The organism is Thiopseudomonas sp. SA1F2-1K, assembly GCF_057443035.1.
This window is the reverse complement of record NZ_CM172014.1, coordinates 337,871-358,773: the sequence shown is the minus strand read 5'-3', so window position 1 is coordinate 358,773 and position 20,903 is coordinate 337,871. Positions and strand designations below refer to the sequence as shown.

The 20,903-nt window shown below is 48.2% G+C and carries 21 protein-coding genes; 7 read left to right on the top strand and 14 right to left on the bottom strand.

What is annotated here, in order from left to right; genetic code table 11:
- Positions 1 to 42: 42 nt before the first annotated feature.
- Together AC2T15_RS01715 and AC2T15_RS01710 are read left to right on the top strand one after the other, a co-directional pair.
- Entirely contained in the window at positions 43 to 807 is a 765-nt protein-coding gene (locus tag AC2T15_RS01715; RefSeq protein WP_486778575.1) for a methyltransferase domain-containing protein, read from the top strand.
- Positions 804 to 1,415, top strand: a complete 612-nt coding sequence (locus AC2T15_RS01710; protein ID WP_053103407.1) for a DUF4136 domain-containing protein — start codon at positions 804 to 806, stop codon at positions 1,413 to 1,415. The genes AC2T15_RS01715 and AC2T15_RS01710 overlap by 4 nt, the downstream gene beginning before the upstream one ends.
- A gap of 25 nt (positions 1,416 to 1,440) precedes the next feature.
- Here the strand turns inward: AC2T15_RS01710 and recJ are convergent, their stop codons facing one another.
- On the bottom strand, positions 1,441 to 3,156 hold the full coding sequence (recJ, locus tag AC2T15_RS01705) for a single-stranded-DNA-specific exonuclease RecJ (RefSeq protein ID WP_486778574.1): 1,716 nt from the start codon (positions 3,154 to 3,156) through the stop codon (positions 1,441 to 1,443).
- 7 nt (positions 3,157 to 3,163) lie between these two features.
- Positions 3,164 to 3,700: a YaeQ family protein gene (locus tag AC2T15_RS01700; RefSeq protein WP_486778573.1), complete on the bottom strand. Its 537-nt coding sequence runs from the start codon at positions 3,698 to 3,700 to the stop codon at positions 3,164 to 3,166.
- Between the two features lie 233 nt (positions 3,701 to 3,933).
- Between AC2T15_RS01700 and AC2T15_RS01695 the strand changes: the two genes are divergently transcribed.
- The 3 genes from AC2T15_RS01695 to AC2T15_RS01685 are packed head-to-tail and all read left to right on the top strand — an operon-like array spanning position 3,934 to position 7,427.
- The gene (locus AC2T15_RS01695; protein ID WP_486778572.1) at positions 3,934 to 5,115 is read left to right on the top strand and encodes a thiamine pyrophosphate-dependent dehydrogenase E1 component subunit alpha; all 1,182 of its coding nucleotides are present in this window, start codon (positions 3,934 to 3,936) and stop codon (positions 5,113 to 5,115) included.
- The gene (locus tag AC2T15_RS01690; RefSeq protein WP_486778571.1) at positions 5,115 to 6,092 is read left to right on the top strand and encodes an alpha-ketoacid dehydrogenase subunit beta; all 978 of its coding nucleotides are present in this window, start codon (positions 5,115 to 5,117) and stop codon (positions 6,090 to 6,092) included. Before AC2T15_RS01695 ends, AC2T15_RS01690 begins: the two co-directional genes overlap by 1 nt.
- 42 nt (positions 6,093 to 6,134) lie before the next feature.
- Positions 6,135 to 7,427, top strand: a complete 1,293-nt coding sequence (locus tag AC2T15_RS01685; protein ID WP_486778570.1) for a 2-oxo acid dehydrogenase subunit E2 — start codon at positions 6,135 to 6,137, stop codon at positions 7,425 to 7,427.
- Between the two features lie 58 nt (positions 7,428 to 7,485).
- On the opposite strand, the gene AC2T15_RS01680 is transcribed toward AC2T15_RS01685, so the two are convergent.
- The 11 genes from AC2T15_RS01680 to AC2T15_RS01630 all read right to left on the bottom strand — a co-directional run bounded on the left by AC2T15_RS01680 (position 7,486) and on the right by AC2T15_RS01630 (position 17,242).
- Positions 7,486 to 7,800, bottom strand: a complete 315-nt coding sequence (locus tag AC2T15_RS01680) for a PA3694 family proteiin (RefSeq protein ID WP_053101097.1) — start codon at positions 7,798 to 7,800, stop codon at positions 7,486 to 7,488.
- Positions 7,801 to 7,900: 100 nt separating this feature from the next.
- A complete protein-coding gene (gene can / locus AC2T15_RS01675) occupies positions 7,901 to 8,539 on the bottom strand; it encodes a carbonate dehydratase (protein ID WP_053101096.1) in 639 nt (212 codons plus the stop codon).
- Positions 8,540 to 8,635: 96 nt separating this feature from the next.
- Positions 8,636 to 9,085 carry a ribosomal protein S18-alanine N-acetyltransferase gene (gene rimI / locus AC2T15_RS01670; protein WP_053101095.1) on the bottom strand — a complete coding sequence of 150 codons (450 nt, stop codon included), beginning with the start codon at positions 9,083 to 9,085 and terminating at the stop codon, positions 8,636 to 8,638.
- A 10-nt stretch (positions 9,086 to 9,095) separates the two neighbouring features.
- Positions 9,096 to 9,926 carry an energy transducer TonB gene (locus AC2T15_RS01665; RefSeq protein WP_486778569.1) on the bottom strand — a complete coding sequence of 277 codons (831 nt, stop codon included), beginning with the start codon at positions 9,924 to 9,926 and terminating at the stop codon, positions 9,096 to 9,098.
- Entirely contained in the window at positions 9,923 to 11,473 is a 1,551-nt protein-coding gene (locus tag AC2T15_RS01660; RefSeq protein ID WP_053101093.1) for a 2-isopropylmalate synthase, read from the bottom strand. The genes AC2T15_RS01665 and AC2T15_RS01660 overlap by 4 nt, the downstream gene beginning before the upstream one ends.
- Positions 11,474 to 11,587: 114 nt before the next feature.
- Positions 11,588 to 12,805, bottom strand: a complete 1,218-nt coding sequence (locus AC2T15_RS01655; RefSeq protein WP_486778568.1) for an RtcB family protein — start codon at positions 12,803 to 12,805, stop codon at positions 11,588 to 11,590.
- A gap of 28 nt (positions 12,806 to 12,833) precedes the next feature.
- On the bottom strand, positions 12,834 to 13,664 hold the full coding sequence (locus AC2T15_RS01650) for a universal stress protein (RefSeq protein ID WP_486778567.1): 831 nt from the start codon (positions 13,662 to 13,664) through the stop codon (positions 12,834 to 12,836).
- A gap of 116 nt (positions 13,665 to 13,780) precedes the next feature.
- Positions 13,781 to 15,055: a bifunctional O-acetylhomoserine aminocarboxypropyltransferase/cysteine synthase gene (locus AC2T15_RS01645; protein ID WP_053101090.1), complete on the bottom strand. Its 1,275-nt coding sequence runs from the start codon at positions 15,053 to 15,055 to the stop codon at positions 13,781 to 13,783.
- 167 nt (positions 15,056 to 15,222) lie between these two features.
- Entirely contained in the window at positions 15,223 to 15,600 is a 378-nt protein-coding gene (locus AC2T15_RS01640; RefSeq protein ID WP_486778566.1) for a diacylglycerol kinase, read from the bottom strand.
- A gap of 95 nt (positions 15,601 to 15,695) precedes the next feature.
- Complete coding sequence (erdR, locus tag AC2T15_RS01635) at positions 15,696 to 16,346, bottom strand: response regulator transcription factor ErdR (RefSeq protein WP_053101088.1); 651 nt, start codon at positions 16,344 to 16,346, stop codon at positions 15,696 to 15,698.
- Between the two features lie 146 nt (positions 16,347 to 16,492).
- On the bottom strand, positions 16,493 to 17,242 hold the full coding sequence (locus AC2T15_RS01630) for a tRNA-uridine aminocarboxypropyltransferase (protein WP_486778565.1): 750 nt from the start codon (positions 17,240 to 17,242) through the stop codon (positions 16,493 to 16,495).
- Between the two features lie 329 nt (positions 17,243 to 17,571).
- Between AC2T15_RS01630 and AC2T15_RS01625 the strand changes: the two genes are divergently transcribed.
- On the top strand, positions 17,572 to 18,483 hold the full coding sequence (locus AC2T15_RS01625; protein WP_486778564.1) for an acyl-CoA dehydrogenase middle domain-containing protein: 912 nt from the start codon (positions 17,572 to 17,574) through the stop codon (positions 18,481 to 18,483).
- 13 nt (positions 18,484 to 18,496) lie between these two features.
- Here AC2T15_RS01625 and AC2T15_RS01620 read toward each other — a convergent pair whose 3' ends face one another.
- Positions 18,497 to 19,513, bottom strand: a complete 1,017-nt coding sequence (locus AC2T15_RS01620; protein WP_286593044.1) for an AraC family transcriptional regulator — start codon at positions 19,511 to 19,513, stop codon at positions 18,497 to 18,499.
- Between the two features lie 151 nt (positions 19,514 to 19,664).
- Between AC2T15_RS01620 and bktB the strand changes: the two genes are divergently transcribed.
- Positions 19,665 to 20,867, top strand: coding sequence for a beta-ketothiolase BktB (gene bktB, locus AC2T15_RS01615; protein ID WP_486778563.1), 1,203 nt, complete (start codon positions 19,665 to 19,667; stop codon positions 20,865 to 20,867).
- Positions 20,868 to 20,903 lie beyond the last annotated feature (36 nt).

The following is a 20,903-nucleotide window of genomic DNA, read 5'->3' as shown; positions in this document are numbered from 1 at the left end:
AGCGCTGCCTTGGCAGCGCTAAATTAAAAGATAGTTTTTATTATGCACGATCATCACTTTGATGAGCTGGCCACACGCTTTGCCGAAAAAATTTACGGGGGCACTAAAGGAGCAATTCGTTTAGCGGTAATTCAACAAGACCTGCTAGAACAACTGCCAGAACGCCCCCTGCGTGTGTTGGATATAGGTGGTGGTTTAGGTCATATTGCTTTATGGCTGGCTGAACAAGGCCATGCCATCACCTTTACTGAACCTGCGCAGCCGATGCTCGAAGCAGCCAAACAACGCTTTGCCGAAGCTAATTGCACGGCCCGCTTTATTCATAGTCCTTGGCAAAAGCTGCCAGAGTTATTAGCAGGCGAAACCTTTGACTTAGTCATTTGCCATGCAGTACTAGAATGGCTGGCTGAACCTTGGGCTATTCTTCCTGTTCTGCAGCAATTTACGCGCCAGCACGGTTGGCTATCCTTAGCCTTTTACAATAAAGATGCGTTGATTTTTCGCAATCTAATTAAAGGTAATTTGCGCAAGCTGAGTAAAATGCAATTTCAAGGTGATGCCGGTGGCTTAACTCCACAACAACCTTTAGACCCACGGGAAGTACAGCAGCAGCTAACACCGTACTGGCAGATCAAAACTCAAAGCGGGGTACGCGTCTTCCATGATTATATGCTGCCTAAATTTCAGCAAAAAATTGCCCTAGATGAGATAATCAGTACCGAACTGTCTTATCGTCGCCATCCTAGCCTTGGCCCTTTAGGACGTTATTTACATTGGCTGTGCCAACCTCACATGGAGAACCCATGATGCGCTCACTTGTTTTTGCTATCAGTTGCCTTGGCTTAGCTGCCTGCGCAACGCATAACCCCTATCAAGCAGAATCCATGGGATTAGATCCAGCGCCACCACAAGCCGCTCATGCAGTAGACTACAGCGCTTATCCAGCGCCAGAGCGCCAAACGCAATACCAAACCTGGCAATGGGCTACCCCTTCGATTCATGGTAGTTTGCCCCATCAGTCCCACAGTGAATTAGAGTTGCTAGTTTTAGAGCGCTTAGATCAACAAGGCCTACGCCCCGCACAAGATGCAAGTGCCGAGATCACTGTGCAACTCACTATTGGTCAGCAACAACGCCTCTATCAGCGGCAAATCAATCCATCGGTGTACTATGGCGGTGGCGTCCATCGTAACCGCCATTATTCTCGCCATGGTTATAGTGGTGTGGGAATCGGGGCCGACTTTCCGCTTAACTCAGAAAGTTATCGACGTACAGTCACTACCTTTAATTTACGTCTAGTCGACAACCAGAGCGGTAAAGGTGTTTGGCAGGGCACGGGCGAAGTTGAGAGTGAGCAACCAACCCGCCAACAAATTATTGAGGCCTTAAATCAAGCACTTAAAGGCTATCAGTAATGGGCATTGAGGCTATCCAGCGGCCTTAAGCCGCTTGGATATGCCGTACAATCAGTTGTACTGACTCCTGCCCACGAAACTCATTCACATCCAAACTATAGGCCACTAATACCTGACGAATAGTAGGATTGGGCCACTGTTCAAGATCAATATTAAACGCAATGCCATCCACTTGTTTGCTGCCGCACTCGGTTCGCAACATCAGCTTTAAGTGTTTCTCGCCCACCAAACGCTGACCCTCTAAAATAAAGTTCCCGTGAAATAACGGCTCTGGAAAATGCTGCCCCCAAGGCCCGGCATGCTTTAACTGCTTAGCTAACTCCAAATCAAACTCGTTGGCTGCTAACGGACCGTCAGAGAGTAAGCGCCCTGTCAAATCATCTTCTGAAAGTTGACGGCGCACTTCGCAATCAAAGGCTTGGGCAAATGCCTCATATTGAGAAGCAGCAATCGACAAACCGGCAGCCATCGCGTGGCCACCGAACTTACTAATTAAATTAGGATTAGCCGCGGCGATAGCATCTAACGCATCACGAATATGAAATCCCGGAATCGAGCGCGCTGACCCCTTGAGCTGCCCCTCACCCGCATCAGCAAAAGCAATCACAGGGCGATGGTATTTTTCTTTTAAACGTGAAGCCAAAATGCCAATGACGCCTTGATGCCACTCTGCTTCAAACACACATAAACCGAATGGCAAATCATTCAGCTCGATGGCTTGCAGCTGCACCAATGCTTCTTGCTGCATGCCGCGCTCAATGGCTTTTCGATCATGGTTGAGCTGATCCAACTGCTGCGCCATATCTAACGCTAAGGCATGATCCTCACACAGTAAGCACTCAATGCCTAAGCTAATATCATCGAGCCTGCCTGCAGCATTTAGCCTTGGACCGAGAATAAAGCCCAAATCAACCGAAGAAACTTTATGCGCATCTTTACGCGCAACTTGTAACAGCGCCTGCAATCCTGGACGAGCGCGACCTGCCCGAATCCGCGCCAGTCCCTGATGGACAAAAATGCGGTTATTGGCATCCAATGGCACCACATCCGCCACACTGCCAAGCGCCACTAAATCCAGCAAATTACCTAGGTTGGGCTGAGTAACACCATGCAGTGTAAACCAGCCGTTATTGCGTAATGTAGCCCTCAATGCCATCAGTAGATAAAATATCACACCCACACCCGCCATGGCTTTACTGGGAAACTCACACCCTGGCTGATTGGGATTGACGATAGCATCGGCTGCTGGCAGCTCGTGACCAGGTAAGTGGTGATCGGTGACAATCACTGTTAACCCAGCACGCTTAGCCGCAGCCACGCCATCAATGCTTGAGATACCATTATCAACCGTGATTAAAATATCCGGTTGCTTTTCTAGGGCAACCTCAACAATTTCAGGGGTTAACCCATAACCATACTCAAAGCGGTTCGGCACTAAATAATCAACTGAGTTAAAACCCAACTGTTTTAATCCCAACACCCCTACTGCACTGGCTGTTGCCCCATCAGCATCAAAATCCCCAATAATTAATATCCTCGCCTGCTTATCTAAGCCTTGGCACAACAAGTCAACTGCTTGATCAATACCTTTTAACTGCTGATAGGGCAATAAGTGAGCTAAACCTTTTTCTAGCTCCTGCTCAGATTGCACGCCACGGGCGGCATATAAGCGCTGGAGCAACTCAGGTAATTCACCTAAATAAGGCAGTTGGGCTGGCAGCGGACGTTGCTGGATTAACATGGGGGACCTAATCTCCTTTCAACCATTGCAGTTGGATGCTGAATTGCTGATCCTGGGTGGTGATATAAAGCACACCTTCACTGATCAGCACCGACCATTGCACGCTGCGAGTTAAGGTTTCAGCGAGTGCAGCTAAGGGTTCGGGTTCAAGGTGAGCAATTTTCACATTAGCCAATTTACCCAGCTTAGCCACCACTTTGTCGGGCCAACTCTTTAAACCGCCATACGCCAAAATACTCACCTGCAAGGCTTTACGACTGCTTGCAGTAATCCGCTCTAAATCAGGCTGCCCCACATCAATCCAATGCAAAAGCTGCCCATCTAAGCTTTCCTCAAGCAACGCAGGCTCATCGGGAAACCCTAAACCTCGACCAAATTTAAGCGCCTCACTAAACCACAGTGCTATGGCTAATAAACGGGCACATACCCGTTCTGCTGTTTCTGAGGGATGTTGCGCCAAAGTAAAACGCTGATTGCTATACACATTGCGATCTAAGTCAGACAGATTGATCTCAACTTTTAAGGTGGTCGGTTGTAACGCCATACATCACTCTGCTTGCAAAACGCTGCATTCTACTCGCTATTGGCAGTAAATGCTGCGCCAGCTCGCCAGCTAAAACTTTTAGATAACTTACCACTCGGCACAAACATGCTAGCGTGAGTAACAGCTTACCGCTGACTGAACTGCCCATAAACGATGATCTCGCCTATGGGCCTTAGGGCACTGACACAATCAATGCCTCGCTCCCTCCACATAACAATAAGAAGGGAACCGCTATGCAAGACTTACGCAAACCCAGTGTCTTAACTCATCAAGCGCACTTTACTCAACCTGAACACGACAATATGCCGATGTTCAGCCTGCTACAAACTGACGGTAGTTTGTACGATCCGAATTACTCCATCCATTTGGATCAAGCCACCGCGCTAAAAATATACGATACCTATTTACTGATTCGCGCGTTAGATCAACGCATGATTGCTGCCCAACGCCAAGGGCGCATCAGTTTTTATATGACCGAAACCGGTGAAGAAGCCACCGATATTGGCAGCTGCGCCGCACTCGATAGCAATGACGTGATCATGGCCCAATACCGTGAGCAAGGTGCTTTGGCTTATCGCGGCTTTACCCTTGATCAATTTATGCAGCAAATTTTTGCCACCGAGCTAGACCTTGGCAAAGGCCGGCAAATGCCTATTCATTATGGCTCGCGTGAACTCAACTACCTGACTATTTCATCTCCCTTAGCCACACAGATTCCACAAGCCACAGGCTACGCTTATGGCTTTAAAGTCAGCCAGCAAGCTAACTGTGTGATTTGTTACTTTGGCGAGGGCGCGGCTTCCGAGGGTGATTTTCATGCTGGGCTGAATATGGCCGCGGTGTTGAAAGTGCCGGTAATATTCTTTTGCCGCAATAACGGTTACGCCATCTCCACCCCTGCTCACGAGCAATATGCCGGCGATGGCATTGCCGCACGTGGCGCAGGTTATGGGATTAAAACCCTAAGGGTAGATGGTAATGACGTGCTGGCAGTTTACGAAGCCACGCGCCTAGCACGCTGCTTGGCAATTGAAGGCTCACAGCCGGTGCTAATTGAAGCCATGACTTATCGTTTAGGCGCTCACTCCAGTTCCGACGATCCATCAGCTTATCGCAGCCAAGATGAAGAGGAACCATGGCGTAAACAAGATAAGGAACCCCGCTTTAAACATTGGCTCATTAAACAAGGCTGGTGGAGCGATGAGCAAGACCTTGCGCGCAAAGAGGAATACTCAGGCTTAGTGGTTGCAGCGATGAAACGCGCCGAGCAACTCGGAAAACCAGGCTTAGATAGCTTATTTAGCGATGTTTATCAGCAGTTGCCAGAACATTTAAAACAACAGCAGCAACAGCTTGAGGCCCATATTAAACGCTATCCTGAACACTTTCCTCTCACTGCCGGAGGTCTAAAATAATGAGTAAAATCAATCTCCTGCAAGCGATTAACCAAGCGCTCGATATCGCTATGCAGCAAGATCCTAGCGTGATTTGCTTTGGTGAAGATGTGGGTAGTTTTGGTGGCGTGTTTCGTGCCACCCAAGGCCTGCAAGCTAAATATGGACGCGAGCGCTGCTTTAATACACCACTGACCGAACAAGGTATTTTAGGCTTTGCCAACGGCTTAGCCGCTTTTGGCCATAAGCCGGTGGCTGAAATTCAGTTTGCCGATTATATCTTTCCTGCGTTTGACCAAATCGTAAATGAAACCGCCAAGTTTCGTTATCGCTCAGGCAATCAGTTTAATGTCGGTGGCTTAACCGTACGCACTCCCTATGGTGGCGGCATCAGCGGCGGGCATTATCACTCCCAATCGCCGGAAAGTTTCTTTACCCATATTCCTGGAATTCGTGTGGTGATTCCCCGCAACCCTGAACAGGCTAAAGGGTTATTACTGGCGTCAATTAATTGCCCTGACCCGGTGATTTTCTTTGAGCCCAAGCGCCTCTATCGCGCTGCGGTTGGCGAAGTGTCAGAAGGTTACTATGAGCTGCCGTTAGCTAAAGCAGAGGTTGTGCAGCAAGGAACTGATATCACCCTACTAGCTTGGGGCGCACAAATGGAAATTATCGAAAAATCCGCTCAGTTGGCTGCAGCGGAAGGCATTGCTTGCGAGGTAATTGATTTGCGCTCGCTGCTGCCGTGGGATGTAGAAACCGTAGCTGCTTCGGTTAAAAAAACCGGGCGGCTAGTGATTAATCATGAAGCCCCATTGACTAGCGGCTTTGGTGCTGAAATTGCAGCCACCATACAACAAGAATGTTTTCTCTCGTTGGAGTCCCCTATTTTGCGGGTAACCGGCTGGGATACTCCTTTTCCTTATGCACTGGAAAAAGAGTATCTGCCTAACGAATTTAGAACCCTCGATGCGATCCGCAGCAGCATCAACTATTAGTTTTCACCCTGTAGGTTGCAGCGCTGCTGTAAGGAGAACCCCATGAATGTAGATTTTGTTTTACCCGACATTGGCGAAGGTATTGTCGAGTGCGAAGTTTTAACCTGGTACGTGCAAGAAGGCGAAGCGGTTAAAGAAGACCAAACCGTTGCCGATGTGATGACCGACAAAGTCACCGTAGAAATCCCGGCGATGCATGACGGCATAATCGCAAAACACTATTATGCCGAAGGCGAAATTGCAGTAGTGGGACAACCCTTATTTGCGCTAACAATTGAGGGCGAAGAAAACAGCACAGCTGCAACTGCTTTAGCAGAATCCCAAGCAACGCACAGCGTAATCAAGGACATGGCAGAGGCCTCTCATCTAAAAAGCTCGTCCGCTACGCAACAACCAATAGCTATTTCGCAAAGCCTTGGCGAACCCAGCGCCCAAGAAACCCAAGCCCGTGCATTGGCTACGCCTGCAGTGCGTAAAATAGCGCGGGAGCAAGCGATTGATTTACAACAAGTAGCAGGCAGCGGGAAAAATGGCCGCGTACTTAAAGAAGATCTACAGGCATTTTTAACCCAAGCGCCTGAAACTACGGCAGATATCACTGCGACTAAACCTGCACCCATCACTAGCGCTAGCGGCCAACGAACTGAACCTTTGCGTGGTATTAAAGCGGCAATGGCGAAACACATGGCTGACAGCATGCGCACTATTCCACATTTTACCTATGCTGAAGAGTTTGACTTAACCGAGCTTGAACAGTTACGACAAGCGCTGAAACCTGATTTTTCTGCCCAAGAATTACGCTTAACCCTGCTGCCATTTTTTATTAAAACCTTAGCTGTAAGTTTGAAGCAGTTTCCAATTCTAAATGCCCAGCTCAATGAGCCAGCCACGGAGATCACTTATTTTGATGCAATCAATATCGGGCTGGCAGTGGATACGCCACAAGGCTTGTTAGTGCCTAATATTAAAAATGTGCAGCTAAAGAGCATTGTTGAAATTACTCAAGAGTTGGCGCAACTAACCGAGCAAGCTAAAACCGGTAAGCTGACCAGCGAACAGTTACAAGGCGGCACCATTAGCTTATCTAATATTGGAACGATTGGCGGCACCGTTGCTACACCTATTATTAGCAAACCTGAAGTGGCTATTTTCGCTCTAGGAAAAGCTCAATATCTGCCGCGTTTTAATGCAGAGGATCAAGTAGAAAAACGCTTACTGTTAACCTTGAGTGGCTCTGCAGATCACCGCATTATTGATGGGGCAACCTTAGCGCGCTTTGTAGCCTATTGGAAAAAACTGTTAGAAAACCCTAAACATTTAATCATCCACCTATAGCACTCAATCAGCGACCTAAATCCATAGGAACTAGGTCGCTAACTACCCATTTAATTAATTATTCAAACGTTTTTAGGCAGTGGATAGCACGCTTTTTATTGTCGACCAAGACCCCCGTTAATGCAGGATTAGTGTTATCACGCAAGACTAAAACACCGTCAATACAGGCAGCAGTTTGCTCGGCAGCATTCGCCGATATTTTATAGTCTTCGCCAGGCACAGTTTTAATCATGGTGTAATCAGCCAACAACAACGCATCTTGTGGCTTTGCAAAATGCAGATAGCCGTAATACCACAAGGTACCGACGGAAATGATAATGGTCACAATAGCGGTGGTGATATAAGGCAGGAAATTTACTTCTGGCTCTTGCATGAGCGGTCTCCAATTCACAATGCGTTAGAAGATAGTGCGAGCCATTCTAACGCATTGCTCCTTGGGCAAGGAACTCTTTCTAGAGTGAGCTGAAACTAGGTTAGTCTAGTGGACGTAAACGATACTGCGCTGGAATTTGATCAATGCCTTTCACCGTTACGTTTAAATTTTTCCATAAACCGTCTTTAATTCCGTAGATACAGCCATAGACCGATAGTTTTTGTCCACGGTGCCAAGCATTTTGAATAATTGCCGTATGACAAACGTTAGACACTTGCTGAATCACGTTCAGCTCGCATAGACGATCCACTCGCTCTTCTTCATTTTTAATAGCGGCTAGATCATCATAGTTCTCATAGTACAGATCACGAATGGTACGCAGCCAACCATCAATTAAACCCAACTGCTTATCTTGCATTGCCGCACGTACACCGCCACAGCCATAATGGCCGGTGACTAAAATATGCTTCACTTTTAACACATCCACTGCGTACTGTAATACCGATAAACAGTTTAAGTCGGTATGGATCACGACGTTACCCACGTTACGGTGGACAAATAAATCACCAGGTAACATACCAACAATCTCGTTGGCTGGCACCCGTGCATCAGAGCAACCAATCCATAAGTACTCAGGTGCTTGCTGCTTGGCTAGCTTCTCAAAAAACGTGGGATCTTCCTGTTTAATTGATTCAGACCACTCGACGTTATTATCAAATAACTGCTGTAATTCAGGCATAGTTTCCTCGTTTTTTGTTGGTTAAATCGTTTATTTGACTCAACTAATGGCCATCTGGTCACAGTGAATAATTTTCATTTTAGCGTGCGGCAACTGCTAGTCGCCTAATAAACACGCCATGATCAGTGCATCTTCCATTCCCTGCTCGGCAGGATAGTAATTTTTACGTCGAGCAATTTCATTAAAGCCATAAGACTCATACACATGATAAGCCGCTTGATTCGATGCGCGTAGCTCTAAAAAGCATTGCGTAGCACCTAATTGCTCTGCCTGCTGCATTAAAAACGCCAGCAACTGACTGCCTAAGCCTTGACCTTGCAGACGTTTATCCACAGCAATGTTAAGCAAGTGAGCTTCATCTAAAATCACTTGAATAACCCCATGCCCAACATGCTGTTGTTGCTGCTCTAAGACCCAGCAGTGATAACTAGTGAGTGCATCTTGATAGAGCGACAAACTCCAAGGATGACTAAATGCCTGTTGCTCAAGTGCCACCACTTTTGCAAGGTCCTGTGGTTGCATCGGTCGATAGCTTAATTCATCCATAGATCATTCCTTAGTTGCGCCACAGCTGCCAGTTCGCTTGCATACTGCGCCATACCTCAGCCTTACGCTCGGGCTGCTCAATAAGTAGCTCAAGGCTAGGTATCGCCCACACCGAACCCAATACGGGGTGCTGCTGTGCGCTGTAATAGGCTGACTCGTCTAAGCCAGCGGCAAAGCTCATCGCCGAGCGACCAATAAGCCAAACACACTGCGCCGGTTGTTTATGTAACTCTAGCTGCAATAAATACTGCACCGTTTGCAAAGCGGTTTCTGCGCCCTGATCAGCAGCTAACAAACCCGCTTGTAGCATCGGCCACTGAATTGGTGCGCCTGCCCGCTCGACGGTTGGTGCCTGAGTAATGCCTGCAGCACGTAACAAATCACGCAGCAAGCGATAATCTGGATCAGATTGCTGATAACCTTCAGCCATCCGCAAATCCACTAAAAACAAGCAATTATCAGCGCGGAACAACTGCAAATTAAAGTGGGGAATAGCCGTAGGCTCTAGACTAGATGCTGGCTCAGACTCAGCCACTTCCTCCGCTTGCATTAACCCAGCACTGGCGCTAGTTTCCGGCGCAGCGCCAGCCTTAAGTTGTTGCAACAGCTGCCCAAGCGCAGCACTTTCACGTGCTGGCTCTACGTTTATCTTAACCTCTGGCGCGTCCGCTGTACCTTGATCTTGCTTGAGCTGTGGCTCAGCAGTAAAAGCTAATAACTGCGGATTCGAGGCAGCTGCAAAAGGTAAGGTTTGCCGCGGCAACCACACCTCAATTTGCATAGCGCCAAGCATTGCTCGGCGCCGTGCTTCTTGTTGCGCAAACAGTGCAGAATCAATCACACTAAAGCCGCTTGTGGATGCGCCTTGGCTTGGCCTTCACGTAACAAGTTCAAAGCATTGAGATAGGCTCTAGCAGATGCCATGACAATATCAGTATCTGCACCGTTACCATTAATCACGCGACCACCTAGCTCTAAACGCACGGTCACCTCTCCTTGTGAGTCAGTTCCTTGAGTGATAGCATTCACCGAGAACAATTGTAAAGTCGCCCCCGACTGCGCCACCGACTCAATGGCTTTAAAGGTGGCATCAACTGGTCCCGAACCATCGGACTCGACATGATGTTCTTGTCCATCAATACTCAGTACAAGATGCGCTACAGGCACTTCACCGGTTTTACTGGCCACTTCCATGCTCACTAATTTGTAGTACTCAGTTGCCTCTTCGCTAATTGCATCAGAGACTAGCGCCTGAATATCCTCATCAAACACTTCATGCTTTTTATCAGCTAAGTCTTTAAAGCGGGCGAATGCTGCATTCAAATCTGACTCGCTCGGTAACACAATGCCCAGCTCATCTAAACGGCTACGGAACGCATTACGCCCCGAATGCTTACCCAGTACCATTTTATTGGTGTTCCAGCCCACGTCTTGCGCTGTCATAATTTCGTAGGTTTCACGGTGCTTAAGCACGCCATCTTGGTGAATCCCTGACTCATGGGCAAACGCATTAGCCCCAACAATGGCCTTGTTTGGCTGTACTGGGAAACCGGTAATCCCAGAAACCATGCGCGAGGTGCTGAGAATATGCGGTGTATCAATCCGAGTGTGGACACCCAGCACATCTTGACGGGTTTTAATCGCCATGACGATTTCTTCTAGCGCCGCATTACCAGCACGCTCACCTAAACCGTTAATCGTACACTCAATCTGACGCGCTCCGGCATCAATCGCTGCCAATGAGTTAGCCACCGCTAAACCTAAATCGTTATGGCAGTGCACCGAGAAAATTGCTTTATCAGCATTAGGCACACGGTTGCGTAGCTCACGAACTAAGGCTGCATAGTGTTCAGGAATCGCATAACCTACGGTGTCTGGCAGGTTAATGGTGGTAGCACCAGCATCAATCGCTGCCTCAACCACACGACACAGGAAATCAATTTCTGAGCGACTAGCATCTTCACAAGAAAACTCAACATCGGCACATAAACTACGGGCTTTAGAAATTGCACGCACCGCTTGCTCAATCACCTGCTCTGGCTGCATCCGCAACTTGTATTGCATGTGAATCGGGCTGGTGGCAATAAAGGTATGGATTCGCCCCGAGTTAGCCTTAGCTAACGCCTCACCAGCACGCTCAATATCCGCATCAATCGCCCGTGCAAGACTACAAACAGTACTGTCTTTAATGGTTTCTGCGATGGTTTTAACTGAGTCAAAGTCTCCAGGACTGGCAATCGCAAATCCAGCCTCAATCACATCGACTCGCAGACGCTCAAGGGCTTTAGCAATACGAATTTTTTCTTCTTTCGTCATGGAGGCGCCAGGACTCTGTTCGCCGTCACGTAAGGTCGTATCAAAAATAATAACGCGATCGTTGTTGCTCATAATGGCCTCTTCAGCACCGCTCTTAGCGGCATCACGGATGTTTTAAAAATAATTTTTACCGAGTATTAATCAACTAGCATGCGCTCAGTTTAACCAGAGCGCTAGATAAAAGCTTTAGCCTTTAACACAGACTATTTGCCGTAAAGTATGCACAATTTCCACCAAGTCTGCTTGAGCGGCCATCACTGCATCAATATCTTTATAGGCCGCTGGTGTTTCATCTAATACACCTAAGTCTTTACGGCACTCAACATGGGCGGTGGCTTGCTGATGTTGCGCTAAACTGACGAGTTTTTTGGCTTGGGTGCGACTCATCACTCGACCCGCTCCATGGCTGCAAGAACAAAAGCTCTCGGCATTCCCCAGCCCACGCACAATAAAGCTTTTAGCCCCCATTGAACCTGGAATAATACCGAGCTGGCCTTTTTGCGCCGAGACAGCACCCTTACGCGTGACTAATATTTGCTCAGCAAAATGGGTTTCTTGCTGCACATAATTATGATGACAATTGACTGCCTCTTGCACACTGGTAAAGGGCTGATTTAATACTTGCGCTACAGCAGCCAAGGTATGATTCATCATCACCTCCCGATTAACCTGAGCATAGCGCTGGGCCCACTCCACCGCTACTAAATAATCCTCATAGTAGCGGCTGCCCTCACTAAAATAAGCTAAATCTTGATCCGGTAGATGGCCCAAATGCTGCTGCATATCCTGCTTTGCCAATTGAATAAAGTGCGTACCAATGGCGTTGCCTACCCCACGGGAGCCACTGTGCAACATCACCCAAACTCGATTTAGCTCATCTAGACACAGCTCAACAAAGTGGTTACCCGTGCCTAGGGTGCCTAAGTGATGATGGTTATTGGTTTTAGCTAAGCGCGGGTATTTCTCCACCAATAGCTGAAAATCGGGCTGGAGCATTTTCCATGCCGCATCGACTTGGGCCGGAGTTTTTTGCCAAGCCCCCACATCACGCTTGCCCTTACCTAGCGTGCGCCCATGGGGAACTGCACGTTCAATAGCGCTGCGAATAGCAAATAAATTATCCGGCAAATCATCAGCCATTAATGAAGTACGCACTGCCATCATGCCACAGCCAATATCCACCCCTACGGCTGCCGGAATAATGGCGCCTTTGGTCGGTATAACACTGCCAATGGTAGAGCCTTTACCCACATGCACATCAGGCATTACGGCTAAATGTTTAAAAATAAAGGGCATCCGCGCCGCATTAATCAACTGCTGTTTGGCAGCCTGCTCAACCGGCACTCCCTGAATCCACATTTTTATTGGAGCCGCACGGGGCATTTGCAACGTCTGGTAACTCATATTTTTCCTTCAACAGCTGGTCTTACGCTTAGCTTACGACCAATAGATCACAGGGTGGAGCAGCCAATAATGAATGCGTCAAACTGCCTAATAAGGCATCAGCCATCTCCCCTCGTCCGTGTCGGCCAAGGGCTAATAGCTGTGGTTGAATCTGCTGCAACGCCTGCTCTAAACAATTAAACAACTCGCCCTGAACCACTCGCTGCTCAATGCGCGTGGGAGCTAAAGCTAACCCAACGCATTCATCTTTAATCACCTGAGCAAATAATTGCTGTTGCCACTCCAACTCACTGCGCGCCTCGGCTGTAAGCTGCTGCTCGGCCATTTCACAAATATGCAAGGCCGTCACCTGCGTATCAGCAGAAATCAACTTGATCAATTGCTGCAGTGCTCGACTAGCAGTTTGCGAAAAATCCATCGCAATCAAACTACGCTGATAATTATCACTTACTGGCTCCACAGCTAATAACACAGGAACTTTTATTTTCTGCAACAAATGCTCCAAGGTCGTGCCCGAAAATCCTTCTGGAGATTCTTGGTGATGCTGCCCGACCACTAATAAATCCACACTATAGGCTCGCACCAGCTCAGCTAACTTAATGCTCGGCTGACCGGCTTTAACGACCCATTCAACGGTAGCTGGATGGCTCGCCAGCTGAGTTAACTGTGCTTGTAAGCGCTGAGTAATCTGCTGCTTAATTGCAGCTAGATCATGGCTAGTGGCACTGTTGCTTGGCGCACTTAGGCAGTGGGTAACGATTAAACGTGCCTGATGCTGCTGGGCTAGCTGAGCTGCACGGGCTAAGGCAACCTCAGCCGCAGGGGATAAGTCGTGGGCAATCATTATCTGTTTAAGCATGTAGGTCTCCATTTACTGCGCCCAGTGTACTACGGCTGCTTCAATTATTAAGCCCAATAAAAAGCGCGCCCTAGAGCGCGCTTCGCTTTTTATTGCACTAGATTCTAGGCCAAACTTTACTTAGCTGCCTCTAACGCTTGGCTTAAATCAGCCAGAATGTCATCAATGTGTTCAATGCCAATTGAAAGACGAATCAAATCCGCACTTACCCCAGCTTTTTGCATTTCCTCTTCATTTAACTGACGGTGCGTAGTGGTTGCAGGGTGGCAGGCCAACGTTTTCGCATCACCGATATTAACTAAGCGATAAATCATTTTTAAGGCATCAATGAATTTAGCGCCAGCGGCTTGCCCACCTTTAATACCAAAGCACAGAATTGCTGCCGGTTTACCGCCCATATAGGTTTTAGCCAAGTCATGCTCAGGATGGCTTGGTAAACCCGCGTATTGCACCCAAGCCACTTGCGGGTGTGCAGCTAAAAACTCAGCAACCTGTTGTGCGTTATCGCAATGGCGCTCCATGCGCAGTGCGAGGGTTTCTAAACCCTGCAAAATCATAAAGGCATTAAAAGGCGATAATGCCGCGCCCATGTTGCGTAATGGCACTACACGGCAACGACCAATGAAGGCTGCAGGACCAAAAGCTTCGGTATAGACCACGCCGTGATAAGACACATCTGGCGTATTTAATAGCGGGAAGCGCTCTTTATGCTCAGCCCAAGGGAATTTCCCAGAATCAACCACTGCTCCTGCTACCGTTGTACCATGGCCACCCATATATTTAGTCAGTGAGTGCACCACGATATCTGCGCCATGTTCAAAAGGACGGCACAACGCAGGAGTCGCTACGGTGTTATCCACAATCAACGGCACGCCATGGCGATGTGCTGCATCGGCTAAGGCTTTTAAGTCCACAATGTTACCAGCAGGGTTACCGATAGACTCACAAAAAACTGCTTTAGTTTTTTCATCGATTAACTGCTCTAGCGCAGCAATATCATCATGGGGTCCAAAACGGACTTCTAGTCCTTGGCGCGGTAAAGTATGGGCAAATAAGTTATAGGTACCACCATATAACTTACCCACCGATACAATATTGTCGCCCGCTTCCGCTAAGGTCTGAATCGCTGCTGTAATTGCCGCCATCCCCGAAGCAAAAGTCAAGGCTGCAACCCCACCCTCTAAGGCGGCTACCCGCTGCTCTAGTACATCATTGGTCGGGTTCATGATGCGAGTGTAAATATTACCTGGCACCTTAAGGTCAAATAAGTCAGCGCCATGCTGCGTATCATCAAAGGTGTAAGAGGTAGTTTGGTAAATCGGCACAGCCGCTGAACGGGTCGTTGGATCAGAACTATAACCAGCGTGAATTGCGATTGTTTCAGGTTTCATGATTGTGACTTTTCCTTAGTTTAAATATGTTTCCAGCATGCCCAGCCAAAGACGCGGGGTCAAGACATAGCACCCATGGTTATAACCCTTTCCATGAACTACATTCATCTTAGTTATGAGCTTTGCTTATATGACTATAGCTAACGCACGCGGCGCTACTAACATCCTCAGCCAATTAAGATAATTCCCCACACCACGGCAATCATTAACATGGCAATCATTTGCGCGGCGCTACCCATATCTTTGGCATTTTTTGACAACGGATGCCGCTCTAACGAAATACGATCCACTACAGCCTCAATCGCCGAATTAAATAACTCTACAATCAAGGACAACAGGCACACGGCAACCAACAAGGCATGCTCAACTGGCTCCAGATCAAAGCAAAAATTCAATGGAATGAGTACAAGATTGGCCCAGACTAATTGACGAAATGCAGCTTCTCCTCGATAAGCCGCCGTTAACCCTGCTAATGAGTAGCCGGCTGCGTTCAAAATACGCTTAATCCCTGTTTTTCCTTTAAAGGGTGATGTGTTGTGCTCCATGATCGCTCCACAGTAAAAATTACCGTAAAAAAAAGCCTCTTCGAGTACCACACCCAAAGAGGCTTTAACTATTCAATTATTAATCGCGAAGTCACTTAAGCGTTTGGAATAGACTCCATCTGCTGCAGCAGAAGAGCAGCTTGAGTGCGGGTGCGCACATTGAGTTTGCGGAAAATAGCGGTGACGTGAGCTTTAACGGTGGCTTCTGAAACATTCAACTCGTAAGCAATTTGCTTATTCAGTAAACCATCACACACCATGGTTAGCACCCGAAACTGTTGCGGCGTTAAGCTGGCTAAGCCTTCGCTCGCTGCTTTTTGTTCGGCGGTTAACATCGGGTTCGCCGCAGTTTGTGCCGGCCACCACACGTCACCGTCTAATACCGTTTTAACTGCCTGCTGAATTTCTTCTAACGGGCTGGATTTAGGAATAAAGCCACTGGCACCAAACTCGCGGGCGCGGGCCATAATCGCCGCTTCTTCTTGCGCCGAAACCATCACCACTGGTAATTGCGGATACTGTCCACGCAGTAACACTAAACCAGAAAAGCCATGGGCGCCTGGCATATTTAAATCAAGCAGCACTAAATCCCAGTCAGATTTTTCAGCTAAACGGGCTTCAAGTTCTGCGATGCTCGCCGCCTCAACTAAACGCACATCACCACCTAAACCAATGGTTAACGCTTGTTGCAAGGCGCTACGAAATAAGGGGTGATCATCAGCAATGAGTATGTCAAAAGCAGCCATTTAAATTATCCTAATCTGTCATGAGTGGAGCGCATTATGCACCGATTAGCCGGAAAACTAAGCTTCCATTTCCAGTATTACCTAACGGCAATCTACGCTAACCATACCTAGTACTTGTACCTAAGTATAACAACTTGCTCAACAGTCTACACCGAACATTTATCACGCTTTACGCTTTCTTTAGCTAAGATTTTACTGCCCGCCTGATAACGCCCTAACTGCGCCGCTGGGGGCGGTGTTTTAGCTGCTAAGTAATGCTCGGTAAAACGCTCTAGCCAACGATGCAACTGTTCTGCTGCAGTGAGTTGTTGCGCCAACTTCAAACACAACACGGCAACTTCAGCAGTACATAAATGATCGTCACGGGTTGAGCGCCGCAGCAAATAGCTCGATAGTTGTTCGGGCTGAAAACTAAGCACGGGTAAATTGGCTAAATAGGCCGACTTTCTAAACATTTTCCGCGCCTGCATCCAGGTCGCATCCAAAATAATAAACAGCGGTTTTTTGTCCGCAGTTAAGGGCATTAGTTGATGCACCACCTGCTGCTCCGGCGTGGCGTACTCCTCAGGAAATACCACCAACGGTTGCCACTGTGGATCTGCCAGTAACGCCAATAACTTGGGCTCAACTTGAGTACGCGACCAAGTAAAGGCAAAAGTATGCTGCACCACATCGGCAATAAGCCAGCCCGTATTACTCGGCTTAAGTGGCTCAATATCATGCATCAACAAGCACACCCCTACTTCACTGCTAGCTTGAGGTTGCCAAGCACAGATACAAAATTGTCTGGCAACTCGACAGCGTTCACAACGCACTAACTTAATGCCCCGCGCTTTAAATGGGCGTTGGCTTTGCGCTAAACGCTGGGCGCGAAGCTGGGCAACTGCATGGGGCATGGCTTAAATCACTCTAAAAAATTAGTCATGATAAACCATGCTATGACGCTCGCCCTGTTCAATTTCAGGCCAAGCATTGTGCTGTTACTGCTATAGCCGATATTTTCTGGTGGATTAGCGCAAAAATTAATCATTAGTTGCCCATTGCAGCGCCTATTCAGCCTTTTCTAGCCAGTTCACTCAGGCCCTGCCGTTATCTCTATTCCAGCTGATAAGCATCAATAAACCGGCAAAAGCTTTATAGTGAACTGCCTAACATTTAATGCTAATTGGCGAACTTAGCCTTTACTTAACCCTTTATTTTTAAGTGTCATTTCCAAGGATCATCTATGACTTGGTCACAGCTCTTATCATCTCCTATTGCTCATACCACCTCCAGTGCTGATTTACCCACGTGGTATCGCGAGTTACAGCAAGCAACAACCAGCACCGATCCATTTTCTTTAGCCATTATTGGAGGGCGTACTAGTCCAAGCTTTAGCCATGCTTTTTTAGCCGGTTATCAAGCTGCGCTACGGGCGTTGATTCCGAAGGCTCCTTTAGGGTTAGGCGCTTTTTGCTTGTCAGAAACCAATGGCAATAGCCCCAGCCAACTACAAACCCAGTGGCAACCCCAAGGTTTAAGCGGCCATAAACGCTTTGTCACTGCCGGTGAGTGGGCGCAATGGTTACTGGTTATTGCTCAGCAAGCCAATGCCATGCAAGCAGACAGCCAGCGCATTCCAATTAAAGCTGTGCTGATCCAGCGCGCCGAACAAAGCGCCAACGCAGTTGAGTTTATCGCTAATCCGCCACTCGCCTTTATGCCCGATTTACCCCATGGCCAAGTCAAGTTTGCACAAGCCCAAGGCCAAGTGCTGCCCGGAGACGGCTGGACTGATTACAGTAAAGTTTTTCGTACCCTAGAAGATGCCTATGTGCTGACCGCCACCGTAGCTTGGCTTTACCAAGCAGCGATTATAGAACATTGGCCCGATACGCTAATCATTAGTTTTCTAGGGATTATTGCTTCGTTAAAAGAGGGACTCGCCCTCGGCGTCCAAGATCATATGGCGCATGTTGTGCTGGAGTCAGCCTTTATGCAGTTTGATGATTTAGAGTTTGAGCTAAGCGCTGCTATGCTGAAGCACCAAAGCCCGTTACTGGCTGAATGGAAACGCGATAAAGTGGTGATGAATTTAGGCCGCAAAGCACGTGCCATCCGCTTAGAGCAGGCGCTTAGTAAACTGAAAATCCATTAAGCGGGATCGCTGCTTAATCCGGATAACTGCTCTGCCACTGACTAGGCGCTACCCCGGTCCAGCGCTTAAAGGCACGACAAAAAGCTGCTTGCTCAGAAAAGCCTAAGCGCTCGGCGATATCTGCCATGCTTAAATGCTCCTCACTGAGCAAGTGCAATGCCATACTTTGACGTAACTGCTGCTTCAGTTCACGCAGCGTAATGCCCTCTTGGGCTAACCGTCTCCTTAAGGTGCGCGGTGACAAACACAATTGCTGCGCCAGCTCCGGCAACTCAGGTAGAGCAGTTAAAGGATAATCTTGCAGCAATGTTTTGACTTTAGTGGCTAACCGAGTATCAGTGGTTGGGCTTTGAAAAATCAATTCAGGCACTTGGCTAATAAATAATTCTATTTCTGATGCCGAGCGCACAATCGGCCAAAGCAAACATTGCTCATGAAAACTAAAGCCCGAACGCTGACTATTAAACTCAAACTCGCCTAAATACATCTGCTGATAAGCAGTGGCGTGCAGCGGTTCAGCATAGGCAAACTGGGTACTCAATACCGGAATATGTTTTCCCACCAGCCAGCACGCTACTCGCTGCCAAAGTAAGAGTAAAAATTCTTGTAGGAGATGCTGAGGATCTTGATCGGTTTGCTTCAAAGTCACACAAAAGCTCACCGTATTTTGTTCAACATTTGGCAATAACAGATGCGTACTTAACTGTGGCTGTACCACCTGATAAAAGTAAGCACTTTTTTTCAACCAAGCCCCTAAGGTTTGCGCTTGACTGGCGTACTCCATCATTAAAGCAAAAGTCCCCAAGCCACAGGAGGTTGGTGCAAGCCCCATAAATTCATCTTGGGTGCCTTGCCACAAGGCAAAAAATAAATCATGCAGCTCGCGGGCGGTAATACTCGGCAGCTCTTGCGCCTCGGCACTGAGATTGATCCGCGCCTCTGCTAAAATCCACTCTGGATTTAATCCGTTCTGCTGTGCGGTTTGCAGGCATACCGCTAAATAATGGGGCGTAATGTAGCGCTTTTGCATTAGATTTACTCACCCGTAATGGCCGTTAAAGGCAAATAATCTGACCCTAAAGGTCATTCCGGTCAAGCCTGCTTAAGCCGTATAACTAACCCTAGTATTGACTTAGCTGCCGTGCTTTACACAGGGCAGCCCCACTTCAAGGATTCTTTGCATGAGCCAACCCTTTACTAATGATGATGTCGTTTTTGTCGGTGCTGCGCGCACCCCAATTGGCCGTTTTTCTGGCAGCCTGAGCAGCTTAACGCCCGCCGAGCTAGGTACTATTGCGGCCAAAGCAGCGATTGAGCGCGCACAAGTTGACCCTAGCACTATTGATCACGCCGTGTTTGGTCACATTATTCCTACCGGTCCAGCTGATGCTTATTTAGCACGCAACGTGGCTTTAAACTGTGGCCTCAAAGACTCTAGTGCCGCGTTTAACGTTAACCGTTTATGCGGCTCTTCGGTGCAGTCTATTATCAGTGCTGCACAGCTGATTAAACTCGGCGACAGCCACATGGTATTAGCCGGCGGTGCCGAAAGCATGAGCCAAGGCGGCTACCTACTGCCTAAAGTGCGCGATGGCTTACGCATGGGCCATGCCCCCGTATTAGACCTCACTTTAGGTACCCTTAGTGACCCCTTTGATAGCGGCCACATGGGTGTCACCGCTGAAAATATCGCCGAGCAATATGGTTTAACCCGTGAACAGCTCGACGCCTTCGCAGTGCAAAGTCAGCAACGTGCAGCCAAAGCCCAAGCCGAGGGTGTTTTCAGTGAGCAAATTGTTCCGGTTGCTGTAGAACAAGGCCGTAAAACCATTGCGCTTGACCATGATGAGCATGTGCGTGGTGATACGACCCTTGAGTCGCTGGCCAGCCTGAAGCCAGTATTTAAAAAAGGTGGCGTGGTCACTGCAGGTAATGCTTCAGGACTGAACGATGGCGCGGCAGCAGTGGTTATGACTAACGCTAAAACTGCAGCTGAGCAACAGCTTAAGGTTTTAGGCCGTGTGGTGAGCTACGCCTTCGCTGGGGTAGCGCCGAATGTAATGGGGTTAGGCCCAATTCCTGCGGTTAAAGAAGCGCTGGCTAAAGCCAACTTAACCATTGCTGACTTAGACCTGATCGAATCTAACGAAGCCTTTGCTGCCCAAGCTCTAGCAGTAGCTAAAGACCTTGGCTTAGCCAATGAGAAAACTAACCCCAATGGCGGTGCGATTGCTATGGGGCACCCTGTAGGCGCCACTGGCGCTATCTTAACCGTCAAAGTGCTGTATGAGCTGGAGCGAATTAATGGCCGCTACGGCATGGTCACTATGTGCATTGGTGGTGGCCAAGGGATTGCTTTAATTATTGAGCGTCCACAAGCCTAAGGTAACACCACTGCTCGGCAACGCCTTGCCGAGCAG